A 15,468-nucleotide genomic window follows, 5' to 3' on the forward strand; every position below is an offset into this window, starting at 1 on the left:
GTGCGTCTCACTCCGGCACGGTGAAGTAGCGGGCGAACGCGGGGACGATCTCCGCCTCCCCCACCCGGCCGTCGCCGTCCGTGTCCAGCGCCGCGGCCACCGGCCCCGCGATGTCCTGCGGGACACCGAGGATCCGCAGCACGCGCGCGGTGTCGTCGACCGTGGCCGCGCCGTCGCCGTCGGTGTCCGCGACGGCCAGGGCCGCGTGCAGGAAGGGGTGGGCGATCTCGGCGAACCGCTCGGGGTTGTCGCGCAGGCGCTTGACCGCGCCGGTCACGAACTCCTCCCGGGTGATGCGCTGGTCGCCGTCCCGGTCCGCTATCCCCGCCATGCCCTGCCAGAACGCCTCGGCGCCCGCGTACAGCGCCTGGCCCCTGGCGGAGCGGGCCGCCGTGTCGAACTCGGCGAGCAGCGCCTTGGCCGCCGCGCTGAAGTCCTCCCGGTCGATCCAGCCGTTGCCGTCCTGGTCGAAGGTGGCGAACCGGGCTGCGATCCGCCGCTCGTACTCGGTGCTGACCATGTCTTCTCGGGCCGCCTTACGTCACGTGGGGTGCATCTCGCACGGAGCGTACGACGCCCACACGGCCCACGGCCCGCCAACCCCACGCTTGTACCAAGACCACCGAACCCCCGCAACAACCCCGTCACCCAAGACAAACGCCGCCCTCTCCCGCCGGGGCCGGGCGGCGGTGGCATACCGGGCCGGGACCGGCAGCGGCATGCCGGGGGTGGGGGCAAGTGGCATGCCGGGACGGGCACGGTGACCCGACGCCGAAGCGGGGGCGGCGAACTCACGCCGGAGCAGCCGCGCGGCGACCTCCCGCCGGAAAGACGCGCGAACTCACGCCGGACGGGGACGGCGATGGCATGCCGGCACGGGAGCGGCGGTTTCCGACTCCGGCAGACGCGCAGCCTCACGCCGAACGGGGGCGCCGCGGACTCCCGCCGAGGCGGGCGCGGCATGTACTGCCCGGGCAGGCGGGCGGCCCCACGGCCCCGTGCCGGACGGGATGTGGCGGACTCACCCCAGGACGGAACACGGCGGTCTCACGCCGCGCCAGGCACGCGCACTCACACCGGAGCGCGGGCCGCGGTCTCATGCCGGGACGGGGACGTGGGGGTCTCGTGGTGGGGCAGGGCGTGGCGGTCTTGCGTCGTGGCAAGGCATGCGGTCACGCCTGAAACAGGTGCGCGGGGTCAGGCCGTGAGGGGGTTGGGGGTCTCTGTTGTGGCCGTGGTGAGGTCGGGGTGGATGTCGAAGAGGCGGCGTACTCCCAGGGCGCCGAGGACGCGGTTGACGTGTGAGCCGTCGTCGGCGCCCCGGGCGGGCAGGATGAGCCGCAGCCGGCCGCGGCAGGAGCGGATGAGGCGACGGGTGGCTATCAGCACGCCGACCCCGCTGGAGTCGCAGAAGAAGACCTCGGAGAGGTCCACCACGAGCAGGCGGTGCCCGTCGGCCACCGCGTCGTGCACCCGCTGGCGCAGCACCGGTGAGGTCACCAGGTCCAGTTCGCCCGACACCCGCAGCACGGCCCAGCCGCCACGCTCGTCCTCGGTCACTGTGAACGCCACCACCACGCCTTTCGCTCGCCGGGACCTCCCGGAACCATCCAGAAACGTCCAGAAACGTCCGGAAACGGAAGTTCCTCCTACGCTTCCTTGCAGCGCGGCTACCCAGCGGCCGTTCCGTCAACCACCCGGGACCGAAGTCCCGGGCCTGCACAACGGGCGCCACTGGCTGTGGCGCTGCGTTTGCGCTCTGTCCCACGCCCCGGTTCCCGGGAGACCCGGTTCGCCCCCCGCCTTACGGGCCTTGTACACGATGAACTGCCCCAGCTGGGCGAAGGCCCGGCCGGAGTAGGTGGCCCGTGGGGGCTTCGCAAGCCGTACCCGCTCACGGATGCTCTTCCTTGCGCCGCGGATGCGGTTGAGCTGCCGTCCGGCCATGATCCCGCCGTGGCAGTCGTCCAGATCGAGATCCGGCGCCGGTCGATCTGCCAGGAAGCATCCGGTCATCGTAGGGCCGCGCACCCTCCGGGCGGAAGACGACCGGCTTCGCCACCGCCCCGCACGGCAGCAGAAACGAAAAACCGGAAGAAGAGGCTTGTTCCAGTCGTCTTCGATCCTGTTCGATCGGACGGGGGACGCACGGCCACGAAGGTCCATTACCACCTGCGGTCCGCCGGAGGCGCGCATTGACGCAAAGGCACGTGCTCCGTCGGAACCGCCGATTACATTCGTGGAGACATTGGGTAGGCGCTGGACAGGGGCAAGGGGAGGGGGCCGCATGGCGAAGAAGGGCGCACCGCCCCGCTGGGACCGCACGATGCAGCAGCGCCTCGCACGCGGCGAGGCCGCGGCCCTCGGCGAGCTCTACGACCGCTTCGCCTCGCTGGTGCACGGCCTCGCCCACCGCGTACTGGGCGACGAGGGGGCCGCCGACGGCATGACCCGCGAGGTCTTCGCCCACGTCTGGGAACACCCCGACACCTACGACCCCCGGCAGGGCCCGCTGCGTTCCTGGATGGCCGCGCTGACCCACCGGCTCGCCGTGCAGCGGCTGCGCGCCACGGAGACCGCCGCGCTCACCCAGGGCGCCGACGCCGAGTCCCGCGCCGAGGAACTGGAGCGCAAGGTGCGTCACGCCTCGGTCGCCGCCCGCGCCGACTACATCGTGCACTCCATGCCCGCCCCGCTGCGCGCCGCCCTGGACCTGGCCTACGTCCAGCGTCGCGACTACCGGCAGACCGCCGCCGACCTCGGCGTCACCGAGGACGAGGCCCGCCGCCGGCTCCGCCTCGGCCTGCAACTGCTGTCCACCGCCCACGACGCCGGGACGCCCCCGGAAGACGGGGGCGCGCGGTGAGCGGAGCGGAGTGGTTCGATGCGCGTCACCATGACGAGGAGCCGGGCGGCCCGGATGCCGGCAGCGGTGCCGGGCATCCGCCGGGGGCGGGCGGCCCCGACGGCCCGCGGCCCGGTGACGGCCCCGAACCGGACCGCCCGCCGCGCATCCCGCTGCCCCGTGCCTCCGTCGAGGACGGCGGGCGGCCCCTGCCCGAGCCGGACGCGGTGGCGCCCGCTCCGACGCTGCCGCACGGCGTGCTGAGATCACTGCTCGGCGCGTGGGCGCTGGCCGCCTGCTCGGCCACCGAGACCGCCGCCGTCGAGGAGCACCTGGGCGATTGCGGTACCTGCGCCGACGAGGCGCGGCGGCTGCGCGAGGCGGTCGGCCTGCTGCACCAGCCCGAAAGCCTCGACCTGGACCCGGCGCTGCGCACCCGGGTCCTCGCGAGCTGCCTGGACCGGCGACCGCCGCGCATCCCGCTGCCCGAGTGGGCGACGCCGTACGACGCCGAGACCGCCCGGCTCGACGCGCTGCTCCAGGACATCGGGGCCGCCGAATGGCATGCGCCGGTGCGGCTGCGGTGGTTCGAGGGCGAGGCGGCGACGAGCCGCCGTACCACCGTCGCCGGGGTGATCGCGCACCTGCTGTCGGTGGACGGTCTGGTCGCGGTGGCGCTCGGCCTTGAGGACCCCGTGGCCGAGCGGGGCGTGACGGGTCCGGCGGCACGCACGGAGGCGTACTGGCGGGCCCTGCACTTCCCGCCGACCCGTGCCGTGCGGGCGCCCTGGCGGGAGCAGAGCCACAACCTGGTGCGGATGGTGTCCTTCAGCGGCGGCGCCGGGAAACTGCCCGTCGGCTACGGCGACTTCACCCTGCCGCTGCATGACGCCATGCTGGACCGTGCCTTCGAGTGCTGGGTGCACGCGGAGGACATCGCGGAGGCGGTGGACTACCCGTACGAGCCGCCCGCGCCGCGCCATCTGCACCGCATGATCGACCTGGCCGCGCGGATGCTGCCCGGGGCGCTTGCGGCCCGGCGGCAGGCGGGGCTGGCCGCCATGAGCGGCGCCCCGCACCTGGTCGCGGCCGGGCGTCCGGGCCGTAGCCTCCGGCTGGAGATCGAGGGAGCGGGCGGCGGCGAGTGGCTGATCCCGCTCGACTCGCCGGGCGCGGCGGGCTCCGCCGAGCTGGAGGTGGCCCATGTCGCCCTGGACGGCGTGGAGTTCTGCCGGCTGGCCGCGGGTCATGTGCCACCGCAGGACGCCGCGGCGGGCCAGACCGGTGACCGCGAGGCGATCCGCGAAGTCCTGTTCGCCACAGCGGGATTGAGCCGCATGTAGCGCACGGCGGCGTTGAGCCGGATGTAGCGGCTCGTGGGGGCGAGTCGGTTCATCGGCGACCGCGGCTCGTGGGGACGGGTTGCGGTTCATCGGCGGCTGCGGCTCGTGGGGGCCGTTCGCGCAGTTCCCCGCGCCCCTGAGGTCGGACCAGTCGAGCCTCCTCGACCGGCACAGGTGCCCGAGTTGCTAGGCGAAGACCACCGTGCGGCGGCCGTTGAGGAGGATGCGTCGTTCCGCGTGCCACTTCACGGCCCGCGCCAGCGCCTGGCACTCCACGTCCCGGCCGATCGCCACCAGCTGGTCCGGGGTGACGCCATGCCCCACCCGCTCGACCTCCTGCTCGATGATCGGGCCCTCGTCGAGGTCGGCCGTCACATAGTGGGCCGTGGCACCGATCAGCTTCACACCGCGGGCATGCGCCTGGTGATACGGCTTCGCGCCCTTGAAGCTCGGCAGGAAGGAGTGGTGGATGTTGATGATCCGGCCGCTGAGCCGCTTGCACAGGTCGTCCGAGAGGACCTGCATGTAGCGGGCCAGGACGACCAGCTCGACCCGCTGCTCGCGGACGATCTCCAGCAGCCGCTCCTCGGCCTGCTCCTTGGTGTCCTTGGTCACCGGGATGTGGTGGAAGGGGATATGGTACGACTCCACCAGCTCGGTGAACTCGGTGTGGTTGGAGACCACAGCCGCGATCTCCACCGGCAGCGCGCCGATCCGGGCCCGGAACAGCAGGTCGTTGAGGCAGTGGCCGAACTTGCTGACCATCAGGACGATGCGCATCTTCTCGTCGGCCTGGTTGATCTGCCAGTCCATCTGGAACGAGTCACCGATCGCCGCGAAGCTCGCCCGCAGCTTGTCCACGGTGACCGGGGCCTCCGCCGAGAAGTGGACCCGCATGAAGAACAGTCCCGTGTCGTGGTCGCCGAACTGCTGGCTGTCCTCGATGTTGCACCCGGTCATGAACAGATAGCTCGACACCGCGTGCACGATGCCCTTCTTGTCCGGGCACGAGAGAGTCAGGACGTACTGGTCGGACGGGGCCGCGGCCCGGGTGGACTGCTCACTCATGCAGCACAGGGTCCCACATCCGGCCCGCCGCGGGAGGCACGGCCCGCTACGCGGACCGCGTCATGATGCGCAGCACCTCAAGGCTGCGCGGCGGCACCTCGGGGTCGTCGCCGTCGCTCATGGACATCCGGACGTGCGCGTCCCGCGCCGCCCGCACCGCCTCCGGCCAGTCCTGGTGTTCGACGTACGCGGCGACCGGCGCGTCCGGTCCGACCTGGTGCATGATCCGCAGCACCCGCAGCACGGCGGTGTCGACGAGCGCCGCCTCCTGGGAGTCCCGGAAGATCGTGCCGACGTACTTCTCGGCGGACCAGTTGTCCAGCCAGGTGTCCTCCACCAGCCGGTACACGGCGTCGGTCACATCCCCGTACCCGTCGACGCCGGCCAGCCAGACGTCCCGCTGGAACACCGGGTCCGAGAGCATGTGCAGCGCGGAGCGCACATTGCTGCGCCAGCGCCACCACGGCATGTCATTCAGTGGCATGCCGCCCATGGTGGAGGAGCGACGGCCGCGACGGGAAGAGTTCTCCGAACCTTGCACGGTCACCGATCGTACGTTCCCCGGCGGCGGCGCCTGACCGACCCCCGTAATTCACCTCTATGTCACCTTTGATTGACCGAGGGTCACTCGCCGGTTAGCGATGTGGCGGAATCGTGCGTGAGCATGACCGGCAGGCGACGCATCCGCAAGACCCTTCCCCCCGCCCTCCCCCGGCCCGTCAAAGCCGCCGCGCTGTCCGCGGGCGCGCTCGTGGCCTGTGTCTCGCTCGCCGCCGGATGCGGGGTCATCCCGGGCACCGCGGGCGGCTCAGGGGACGACCCGATCAAGGTGATGACCTGGGCGCCCCGGGACACCGGCGCCACCAACAAGGCCGGCATGCCCGCCGTGGCCGCGGCCTACGCCCGCTGGATCAACTCCCAGGGCGGCATAGGCGGCCGCAAGCTGAAGGTCCTGACCTGCAACGACCACAACAACGCGGTGGGCGCCGCGAAGTGCGCCCGGCGGGCGGTGGACGAGAACGTGGTCGCGGTCGTCGGCTCCTACAGCCAGTTCGGCGACTCCTACTTCGCGCCGCTGGAGGGCGCGGGCATCCCGTACCTGGGCGGCTACGGCGTGACGAACGAGGAGTTCACCAGCGCCCTGTCCTACCCGGTCAACGGCGGCCAGCCCACGCTGATGGCCGGCCTCGGCAGGGCGCTCGCCGACAGCTGCGGCCCCGTCGCCCTGGTCCGCCCCGACAGCATCGCCGGCGACCAGCTGCCCGAGCTGATCGACTCCGGGCTGGCCTCGGGCGGTCACGACGCGGCGAAGGACCAGCTCGCACCCGAGGACGCCACCGAGTACGGCGGCCAGTCCGAGCAGGCGCTCAAGGCGGCGACCGCGGACCCGCTGCACAAGGGGTGCGTGGTGCCCGCGCTCGGCGGCCGCACGGACACCTTCATGGACTCCTTCCGGCGCGCCCGCGGGGACTACCCGGAGGTGCGGACCGCCACCGTGCTCGGCAGCGTCGACCAGAGCGTGATCAACGCGACGGGCGGCGCGAGCGGGCCGTACGAGGGCTCGTACATCACCGGCTGGTACCCGGTGGCCTCCGACAAGCGCTGGGACGCCATGAAGAAGGTGATCAACAAGGAGGCGTTCGGCGACAACCGGATCGACCCCGCGGACGCCGGGGTGCAGACCACGTGGATCGCCTACACCGCGCTGCGGGCCGTCCTGGAGGAGATCGGCGACGGCGAGGTGAGCGCCGAGACCGTGCGCCGCACCCTGAACTCCGGGGTCAAGATCGGCACGGGCGGGCTCACCCCCGCCCTCAGCTGGCACCAGCAGGGCCGGGGCAAGCTCGCCTCCGTCGGGCTGTCCCGCCTGGTCAACACGCAGGTGACCCTTCAGGTGGTGCGCGGGGGCCAACTGGTGGCGGCCAAGGACGGGGGCGCCGTGGACGTCACCAGGACGCTGCTGAACGCCAACCTCAGCTGAGCCGGCCGCGCCCGCCGCCCCGGCTCACAGCTGGGTCGGCTGGCGCTGCGTGAGGCCGTACGTCTTCGCGATCGCGTTCCACAGCGGCGCCGCCTTGGCCTTCTCCGCGCTCGCGGTGCCGCTGTCCCGGTTGCCCGCCTGGGTCTGGCCGGTGGTGCGGGCCTGCTTCTTCTTGCAGCCGTGCTTCCCCGCGGTCTGGTCCGCCCAGGCCGCGTAGTGGTTGTCGGCCGACGCCGAGGCATGCCACGCCTTGGTGAGCGCGGTGGTCAGCTCGGCGTGGTTCGGCAGCTTGTCCACGGTCAGCTGGGACAGGCGGGTGACCAGCTCGGAGCGCTGCTTGGCCGCGTCCCGCAGGTCCGCCGCGGCCCGGTCCAGGTTCTGGCAGGACTTCACATCGGACACCGCCTTGATCACCGAGGCGCGGCTGCTGCCGCTGTCGGCGAGCAGCTTGTCCAGGGCGACGGCCTGCTGCTCGGCGGGGTCGGCGGACGCCGACGGCGACGGCGACTCCTCCTCGGCGGGGGCCGAGGCGGCGACGGTCTTGTTGCGGTCGCCCTGGTCGTCGCCCCCGCCGCTGAGCAGCGCGCCGGCGCCGACCCCGAGGACGATGATGCCGATGCCGGCGGCGGCTATCAGCGGCACCCGCGAGCGGGACCGGCCGCCGCGCCCCGCGCGCCCGCCGCCGTCCTGCCCGCCGCGCCGTCCGCCGCCGGGGCCCTGCGGGGCGTAGGCGGGCTGCGGCTGCCCTGGATAGGGGTCCTGCGGCTGCTGGACGGGCGGCAGTTGCTGGGTGGCCGGGGCCGGACCGGCCGCGGCGCCGCGGAAGAGGTTGTCGAACTCGGCGGGCGGCTGCCGGTCCCCGCCCGGGGCGGCGCCGTACGGGGCGGCCACCGGGGCGATGTACTGCGTGGCCTCCGCGTCGGGGTTGGGGGCCGCGGGCCGCGGCTGGTCGGCCCGGCCCAGGAAGCGGGTGTCCTCGGCCGACGTCTCGGGCGGCAGCGCGCCCGGCGCCACCGGCGGTATGTACTGGGTGGCGCCCTCGTCCACGGGAGCCGGCGCGGGGCCGGGAGCGCCGGCGGCGACGGGCGGCAGGAACTGGGTGGCGCCCTCGTCCGCGGCGGCCGGCGGGAGGTACTGCGTCGCCTGCTCCCCTGCGGTCGCGGGGAGCGGTGCCGCGTACGACTGCTGCGGGGCGCCACCGCCCGCGTACGGCTGCTGCGGGGCGCCGCCCCCCGCGTACGGCTGCTGCATCGCGTCGCCGCCGGGGCCGTACGCCTGGTGCTGCGCGCCGTGCGCGCCGGAGCCGTACGCCGGCTCCTGCGGGGACCGGCCGCCGTACGACGGTGCAGTGGCGCCCTCCGGGGGAAGCGGGCCGGCGCCCGGGGCGGGCGGCTCCTGGGGCGTCCACGGGGCGGGCTGCCCGCCGGGGGCAGCCCATTCCTGCGCGCCGGCCGGGGCCCAGCCCTGGCCGGGCTGGGGAGCGGCGGTCTGCTGCTGGTCGGGGCCCCAGGGCCGGTCCCACGACTGACCGCCGGCCGGCGCGGCGGCCGGAGGGCCGGCAGCCGGGGCGGCCGGCTGGTTCGCGGCCGGCTGCGGGGCGGATCCGCCCGTCATGCCCGGCAGCAGGGGCTCGCCGCCGTCGGAGGGCAGCACGATGCCTTCGCGCGCGGGCTCGCCCTGTCCACTCTGCGTCACCGGGACTCCTACGAATGGGGGACCTTCGGAATCGTCGGCTCACGCTACCGGGTCTCCCGAGCCCGGTGCCACGCAGCTCAGGGCGTGACCTTCTTCCCTGTGACGCCTGTAACAGAACCACCTCGTGGCACGCTGTTCATGGGCACGTCCGTGCGTCAGCGCATCGTTTCCCGCGTGTTCACGCACCCGGCGGGCCGTCGTTCACACACCGAACGTGCCGTCACTCACGCCACGGCCGGGACCGCCTCACGCGGCCTGCTGAAGGTCCAGCCGCGCCCCGAACTCCCGTACCACCGGCTCGTCCCGGAACGGCTCAAGACGCTGCTGGAAGTCCTCCAGATACTCGGCACCGCGGTTGGACCGCAGCGTCTCCAGCAACTCGACCGCCTTCAGCCCGGTGTGGCAGGCCAGTTCGACCTCCCGCTGCTGCACCTGGGCCGTGGCGAGCAGCACATAGCCGATGGCCCGCCTGCGCGCCCGCCCCGCGGGGTGCCCGGCCAGCGACTGCTCCGCGTACCGCGCGGCCTCCCCTGCCTGCCCGAGATCACGGTGGCAGTGCGCCAACTCGTCCGACAGATACGCCTCGTCGAAGTGCGCGATCCACGCCGGGTCGTCCCCGGACTCCGCGTCGGCCGACTCCATGGCCGCGATCGCCCGCCCGGACGCCGTCTGCGTGGCCCGCACATCGCCCAGCAGCGCGTGCCCACGCGCCTCGGCCGCGTGGAACATCGCCTCGACGCGCGGGGTGACCCGGCCCCGCGCCCCCTCCTGGGCCGCCCGCGCCAACTGCGCGATCTCCCGCGGGTTTCCGAGCTGCGCGGCCAGATGGCTCATGGACGCGGCGAGCACATAGCCGCCGTATCCGCGGTCGCCCGCCGCCTGCGCCAGCCGCAGCGACTGGATGTAGTACCGCTGGGCCAGGCCGGGTTGGCCGGTGTCGATGGCCATGTACCCGGCCAGCTCGGTCAGTCGGGCCACCGCGGCGAACAGATCACGGCCGACCGCCTCCCGGTAGGAGCCGGCGAGCAGCCCGGAGACGACACTGTTGAGATAGTGCACGACCACCGGCCGCACATGCCCGCTGCCGTACTGGTGGTCGAGGTCCACGAGCGCCTGGGTCATCGCGCGCACGGCCGCCACGTCCGACTGCCCCACGCGCGCGCCCGCCTGCCGCGCCACCTGCGCGTCCGGCGCCGAGATCAGCCAGTCGCGGCTCGGCTCGACCAGCGCGGACGCCGCCACCGACGAACCGGACAGGAAGTCCCTGCGGCCCACGTCGCTGCGCCACAGCTCACAGACCTGCTCGATGGCCCCCAGTACCGTCGGCGAGAACTGGAGACCGACGCCCGAGGCCAGGTTCTTGCCGTTGGCCATCCCGATCTCGTCGATGGTGACCGTACGGCCCAGTTTGCGGCCCAGCGCCTCCGCGATGATCGCCGGAGCGCGACCGCGCGGCTGCTGCCCGCGCAGCCAACGGGCCACGGACGTCTTGTCGTAGCGCAGGTCGAGGCCGTGCTCGGCGCCGCACATGTTGACCCGGCGGGCCAGCCCGGCGTTCGAGCACCCCGCCTCCTGGATGAGCGCCTGCAACCGTTCGTTCGGCTGCCGCGCGACGAGAGGCCTTGCTGCCATGGCATACCCCCTGCGAACCCCTGGAGCGAAAAGATCCAGCTGTGAAGATCAATGCCCCGCCTCATGCCGAAAATGCGGGACATGCACGGATTGCCGGAGTAAAGGCTGGTGCCGGCCCCAGGGGTGGCTACCCCGTCACACCCTGCTTCCTCCCGCGCGCCCCCGCAGATGCACCCATGCGCCCCAGTTGAGGAATCGATGCTCCTCCCCCGCGCGCGGTCCTGTCATCGCACTGGCCGTAACCCGAGGTGGGCGCGGGAGTTGAGTGGGGCGTGGAAGAGACGATCGCTGGCGCCGAAGCCGCCAAGATTCCGACGCAGCGCGGGGCATCGCTGCTGGAAACCGCAGTTCGCTACGCCGAGGAGCGGCACTGGGACGTGGTCCCCGGCACCTGGCTGGAGGCCGCCGACGGGGAACAGCGCTGCTCCTGCGGCAACCCCGTGTGCGCCGCCCCCGGCGCACACCCGGGGCGCGCGGACTGGGCGGCGCAGGCGACCGGGAGCGTGACCGTCGTCCGCCGGATGTGGCAGAAGCAGCCGCGGGCTTCGATCCTGCTGCCGACCGGGCGTACCTTCGACGCGCTGTCCGTCCCGGAGTCGGCCGGGTTCCTGGCGCTGGCCCGGATGGAACGGATGGGGCTGGCGCTCGGGCCGGTGACGCTCACCCCGGACCGGCGGATGAACTTCTTCGTCCTGCCGGGCGCGGCCCTGAAGCTGCCGGAACTGGTCCGCGGGCTGGGGTGGTCGGTGGGGTCGCTGGATCTGGTCGTGCTGGGCGAAAACGCGTATGTGGCTGCGCCGCCTACGCGGTTCGGGTCGCAGGGGGCTGTGCAGTGGGCCTGCCGGCCTACTGTGGCCAATCGGTGGTTGCCGGATGCGGAGGAGTTGATTTCGGCGTTGGCGTATGCGTGTGGGCGGGATCGGTAGGGGGGCGCCTACTCGTTTGCGTGGTTGAGGAGTTTTGGCGTGTGCGGGGGTGTGGGGACCGTGCGCCTATTCGTCTGCGTGGTTGAGGACGCTTGGCGGGTGCGGGGGCCTGGGGGCCGTGCGCCTATTCGTCTGCGTGGCTGAGGAGTATTGGCGAGTGCGGTGTGGTGGGGGCTTGTCGCGCAGTTCCCCGCGCCCCTTTTTGGTGGCTGTGGGGGGAGAGGTGCCGTGCGCCTGCTCGTCTGCCTGGCTGAGGAATCTTGGCGGGTGCGGGATTGTGGGGGCTTGTCGCGCAGTTCCCCGCGCCCCTTTGGGGCGGCTGTGGGGAGGCTTCGTTCGCGGAGTTGCCCGGGACCCTTTGGGGGGTTGGTTCGCCGTAGGGTGCTGGTATGGCGGAGGTAGTGGGAGTGGGCGGGGTTGCCGTTTGTGTGCGGGGGCTTTGGAAGCGGTTCGGGCAGCAGGTTGCCGTGGCCGGGGTCGATCTGGAGCTGCCCGCGGGGAAGTTCATCGGGCTGGTGGGGCCCAACGGCGCCGGGAAGACCACCACCCTGTCCATGGTGACCGGGCTGCTCAGGCCCGACCAGGGAAGCGTCGAGGTGGTCGGCCACGACGTGTGGCGGGACCCGGTGGCCGTCAAGGCACGGATCGGCGTGCTCCCTGAAGGACTGCGGCTGTTCGAGCGGCTTTCGGGGCGCGAACTGCTCGGCTACTCCGGGCGGTTGCGGGGCCTGCCCGGGTCCGAGGTGGACAAGCGCGCCACCCAGCTGCTGGACGTACTCGATCTCGCCGGGGCCCAGCACAAGCTCGTCGTCGACTACTCCACCGGCATGCGCAAGAAGATCGGGCTCGCCGCTGCCCTCCTCCACAACCCCGAAGTCCTCTTCCTGGACGAGCCGTTCGAGGGTGTCGACCCGGTGTCCGCGCAGACCATCCGCGGCGTCCTTGAGCGGTACACGGCCTCAGGCGCCACCGTCGTCTTCTCCTCCCACGTCATGGAACTCGTCGAGTCGCTGTGCGACTGGGTGGCCGTGATGGCGGCGGGCCGCATCCGCGCGACCGGCCCGCTGCCCGAGGTGCGCGGGCAGCACTCCACCCTCCAGGACGCCTTCCTCGAACTGGTCGGCGCACAGGGCCGCGACGCCGGGTCCGACCTGGACTGGCTGGGCGGCGGCGCCCGATGAGCGACGTCACCGCCACCGTCGTACGGCTGAAACTGTCCCTGTTGCGCAACGGGCTCAGGCAGTCCGGCGGTCGGCGGGCCGCCTTCATCGCCTCGGCCGTCGTCGCGCTGTTGTTCGCCGCGCTGCTACTGCTCGGCCTGCTCGCGCTGCGCGGACACGCCCACGCCGATGCCGTCGCCGTGCTGGGCACGGCCGTGCTCGCGCTGGGCTGGGCCGTGATGCCGCTGTTCTTCCCCAGCGGGGACGAGACGCTGGACCCGACCCGGCTGGTGATGCTGCCGCTGCGCCCCCGCCCGCTGGTGCGGGCCCTGCTGGCGGCCTCGCTGGTCGGTGCCGGCCCGCTGTCCACCCTGCTCCTGCTGGCCGGCTGCGCCCTGTCGGTCGCCCGGGGCGCGGCGGCCTACGGCACCGCCGTGGTCGCGGTCGTCCTCGGGCTGCTGGTGTGCGTGGCCCTCGCCCGGGCTGTGGCCGCCGCGAACGTACGGCTGCTGACCAGCCGGAAGGGCCGCGATCTCGCGGTACTCAGCGGACTGGTCATCGCGGTCGGCGCGCAACTGGTCAACTTCGGCGCGCAGCGGCTCGGCTCGGCGGGGCTCGGACAGCTGTCCCCGGCCGCCGACGTGCTGCGCTGGCTGCCGCCCGCCTCCGCGGTGGGCGCGGTGCACGCGGTCAGCGAACGGTCCTACGGTACGGCCGCCGCCCAACTGCTGCTGACCGCCGCGGCGTTGGTGCTGCTGGTCGCCGTGTGGACGCGCAGCCTGACCCGGCTGATGACCGCGCCCGACGGCTCCACCCTTCAGGCCGCCGACAGCGGTGCCCGCGAACGCGCCTCGACGGGGCTCGGACGGCTGCTGCCCGCGGGCCGCACCGGCACGGTCATGGAACGCTCCCTGCGCTACATCTGGCGCGACCCCAAGACCAAGGCCGCGTGGGTGACCTCGCTCGCCATCGGCCTGATCGTGCCGGTGTTCAACGCGTTGCAGGGCACCGGTTCGATCTACTTCGCGTGCTTCGCCGCGGGGATGCTCGGCATCCAGATGTACAACCAGTTCGGGCAGGACACCTCGGCGTTCTGGATGGTGGCCGCGGCCATCTCGTCCGGCCGGGACGCCTATGTCGAACTGCGCGGCCGTGCGCTGGCGCTGCTGGTGATCACCCTGCCGTACGCCACCCTCGTGACCGTGCTGACCACGGCCATGCTGGGCGACTGGCCCCGGCTGCCGGAGGCGCTCGGCCTGTCCTTCGCGCTGCTCGGGGCGATGCTGGCGACCGGTGCGTGGACCTCGGCCCGCTTTCCGTACTCCATCCCGCAGGAGGGCTACAAGAACGTGGCGCCCGGGCAGGCCAGCCTCGCCTGGATCTCGATCTTCGGCGGCATGGTCTCGGCGGCCCTGCTGTGCGCGCCGCTCATCGCGCTCACCATCTGGCTGAACGTGAGCGCGGGCGGCGACGCGTTCACCTGGCTGCTGCTCCCGGCCGGCGCCGCCTACGGCGCGACGCTCAACCTGCTGGGCCTGCGCCTCGCGGCCCCGCAGACAGCGGCCCGCCTGCCAGAAATCCTGACAGCGGTGAGCAAGGGCTGACAGTGCCTGCGGCGCTTCGGCGGTAACGGCTGCCGGCGGCGGGGGGTTGTGGCAGCGGCGAGAGGCTGCGCGGGCGCCCGGCGGTCTCGCGAGGTGCGGGTTGTTCGTACGCGGGAGGGCGGGTCTCGCTGGGGTGCGGGCCTGACCGCAGGTGCGGGCGGTCCTGCGGGGTGCGGGCGGTGCCGCGCTCAGCGCCCGCACCCCGACGAAAGGCGCCCACGCCCCGCGAGGGGCGCGCTCATCTTGTGAGTGGGGCCGGGGTCAGTTTGTGGTGACTGTGGTCAGGAAGGGTTCGATCGCGGTGCGCCAGGCTTCGGGGCGGTCGTAGTGGACGAAGTGGCCCGCGTCGGCGACCTCCGCGTACTGGCCGTGGGGCAGGACCCGGACCATCTCCTGGGCCTCGGCGCGGCCCAGCTCGCCGTCGAGGCCGCGGACGACCAGGGTGGGGCAGCGGACCTGGGCCAGCTCCTCCCAGTGCGCGTCGTAGACCCACGTCTCGCGGGACTTCAACATCCGCTCGGGCTCGAAGACGGGCCGCCAGCCGTCGGCGGACTCCTGCATGACCTCGGCGAAGAACGCGCCGCGTGCCGGGTTCGGACGGTCCACCCAGGGGTCGTCCTCGCCGAACCACTTGCGTACGTCGGCGAGCGTGGCGAAGGGCACGGGCCAGGACTTGAACCAGTCGGCCCACTCACGCTGCGAGGCCCCGCCCAGCGCGGAGGCCCGCATGTCGCAGATAATCAGCGCCCGCACCAGGTCGGGACGCTTGGCGGCCAGCTGCCAGGCGGTGAGCGCGCCCATGGCATGCCCGATGAGCACGGCCGGGCCGAGACCGAGCTGTTCGACCGCCGCCTCGGCGTCCTCGATATAGGACTCGCGGGTGTAGGCGACCTGCGGGGGCTTCTCGCTCTGGCCGTGGCCGCGCTGGTCCAGTGCGATGGCCCGATGACGCTCGGAGAGCCAGCGTGCGGTGGCCGCCCAGTGCGAGGCGCGCCCCATCAGGCCGTGCAGTAACAGCACGCCGGGCCCGTGCTCCGGGTCCGCCTTGGGAGGGTCGGCGAACTCCCAGGCGGCCAGGCTCACGCCGCCCGCTCCCCTCACGTCGATACGCCGTGCCATGCGCTGGCACCCCCCTAGCTCCGCTCGGACCGTACCGCTGTCCTGCCTCGTACCGCTGCGTTGCCCAGCTGCTGCCGAAGACGGCCGCAGATTAT

13 protein-coding genes are annotated in these 15,468 nt (G+C 73.0%); 6 read left to right on the forward strand and 7 right to left on the reverse strand.

Features of this window, described 5'->3' with window-relative positions; genetic code table 11:
• Positions 1-7 precede the first annotated feature (7 nt).
• The gene (locus tag ACIRFL_RS31320; protein ID WP_404034964.1) at positions 8-520 is read right to left on the reverse strand and encodes an EF-hand domain-containing protein; all 513 of its coding nucleotides are present in this window, start codon (positions 518-520) and stop codon (positions 8-10) included.
• A 677-nt stretch (positions 521-1,197) separates the two neighbouring features.
• Positions 1,198-1,578, reverse strand: a complete 381-nt coding sequence (locus tag ACIRFL_RS31325) for an STAS domain-containing protein (RefSeq protein ID WP_404034966.1) — start codon at positions 1,576-1,578, stop codon at positions 1,198-1,200.
• A 709-nt stretch (positions 1,579-2,287) separates the two neighbouring features.
• On the opposite strand from ACIRFL_RS31325, the gene ACIRFL_RS31330 reads away from it, so the two are divergent.
• Positions 2,288-2,866, forward strand: a complete 579-nt coding sequence (locus tag ACIRFL_RS31330) for a sigma-70 family RNA polymerase sigma factor (protein WP_404034968.1) — start codon at positions 2,288-2,290, stop codon at positions 2,864-2,866.
• On the forward strand, positions 2,863-4,188 hold the full coding sequence (locus ACIRFL_RS31335) for a maleylpyruvate isomerase N-terminal domain-containing protein (RefSeq protein WP_404034970.1): 1,326 nt from the start codon (positions 2,863-2,865) through the stop codon (positions 4,186-4,188). Before ACIRFL_RS31330 ends, ACIRFL_RS31335 begins: the two co-directional genes overlap by 4 nt.
• 186 nt (positions 4,189-4,374) lie before the next feature.
• On the opposite strand, the gene purU is transcribed toward ACIRFL_RS31335, so the two are convergent.
• Entirely contained in the window at positions 4,375-5,256 is an 882-nt protein-coding gene (gene purU / locus ACIRFL_RS31340) for a formyltetrahydrofolate deformylase (RefSeq protein ID WP_404034972.1), read from the reverse strand.
• A 46-nt stretch (positions 5,257-5,302) separates the two neighbouring features.
• Positions 5,303-5,803, reverse strand: coding sequence for a hypothetical protein (locus ACIRFL_RS31345; RefSeq protein WP_404034974.1), 501 nt, complete (start codon positions 5,801-5,803; stop codon positions 5,303-5,305).
• 117 nt (positions 5,804-5,920) lie between these two features.
• Here ACIRFL_RS31345 and ACIRFL_RS31350 point away from each other — a divergent pair, with 117 nt between their 5' ends.
• Entirely contained in the window at positions 5,921-7,237 is a 1,317-nt protein-coding gene (locus ACIRFL_RS31350; protein ID WP_404034976.1) for an ABC transporter substrate-binding protein, read from the forward strand.
• A gap of 24 nt (positions 7,238-7,261) precedes the next feature.
• Here ACIRFL_RS31350 and ACIRFL_RS31355 read toward each other — a convergent pair whose 3' ends face one another.
• Together ACIRFL_RS31355 and ACIRFL_RS31360 are read right to left on the reverse strand one after the other, a co-directional pair.
• Entirely contained in the window at positions 7,262-8,932 is a 1,671-nt protein-coding gene (locus ACIRFL_RS31355; RefSeq protein WP_404034978.1) for a hypothetical protein, read from the reverse strand.
• 246 nt (positions 8,933-9,178) lie between these two features.
• Positions 9,179-10,564, reverse strand: coding sequence for a transcriptional regulator (locus ACIRFL_RS31360; RefSeq protein ID WP_404034980.1), 1,386 nt, complete (start codon positions 10,562-10,564; stop codon positions 9,179-9,181).
• A 272-nt stretch (positions 10,565-10,836) separates the two neighbouring features.
• Between ACIRFL_RS31360 and ACIRFL_RS31365 the strand changes: the two genes are divergently transcribed.
• The 3 genes from ACIRFL_RS31365 to ACIRFL_RS31375 all read left to right on the forward strand — a co-directional run bounded on the left by ACIRFL_RS31365 (position 10,837) and on the right by ACIRFL_RS31375 (position 14,254).
• Entirely contained in the window at positions 10,837-11,490 is a 654-nt protein-coding gene (locus tag ACIRFL_RS31365; RefSeq protein WP_404034982.1) for a bifunctional DNA primase/polymerase, read from the forward strand.
• Positions 11,491-11,879: 389 nt separating this feature from the next.
• On the forward strand, positions 11,880-12,671 hold the full coding sequence (locus tag ACIRFL_RS31370) for an ABC transporter ATP-binding protein (RefSeq protein ID WP_404034984.1): 792 nt from the start codon (positions 11,880-11,882) through the stop codon (positions 12,669-12,671).
• Positions 12,668-14,254, forward strand: a complete 1,587-nt coding sequence (locus ACIRFL_RS31375) for a transporter (RefSeq protein WP_404034986.1) — start codon at positions 12,668-12,670, stop codon at positions 14,252-14,254. Before ACIRFL_RS31370 ends, ACIRFL_RS31375 begins: the two co-directional genes overlap by 4 nt.
• 261 nt (positions 14,255-14,515) lie before the next feature.
• Here ACIRFL_RS31375 and ACIRFL_RS31380 read toward each other — a convergent pair whose 3' ends face one another.
• A complete protein-coding gene (locus ACIRFL_RS31380) occupies positions 14,516-15,373 on the reverse strand; it encodes an alpha/beta fold hydrolase (protein WP_404034988.1) in 858 nt (285 codons plus the stop codon).
• Positions 15,374-15,468 lie beyond the last annotated feature (95 nt).

The organism is Streptomyces sp. NPDC102462 (genome assembly GCF_044765425.1).
In the GTDB taxonomy this organism is placed as follows: Bacteria; Actinomycetota; Actinomycetes; order Streptomycetales; family Streptomycetaceae; genus Streptomyces.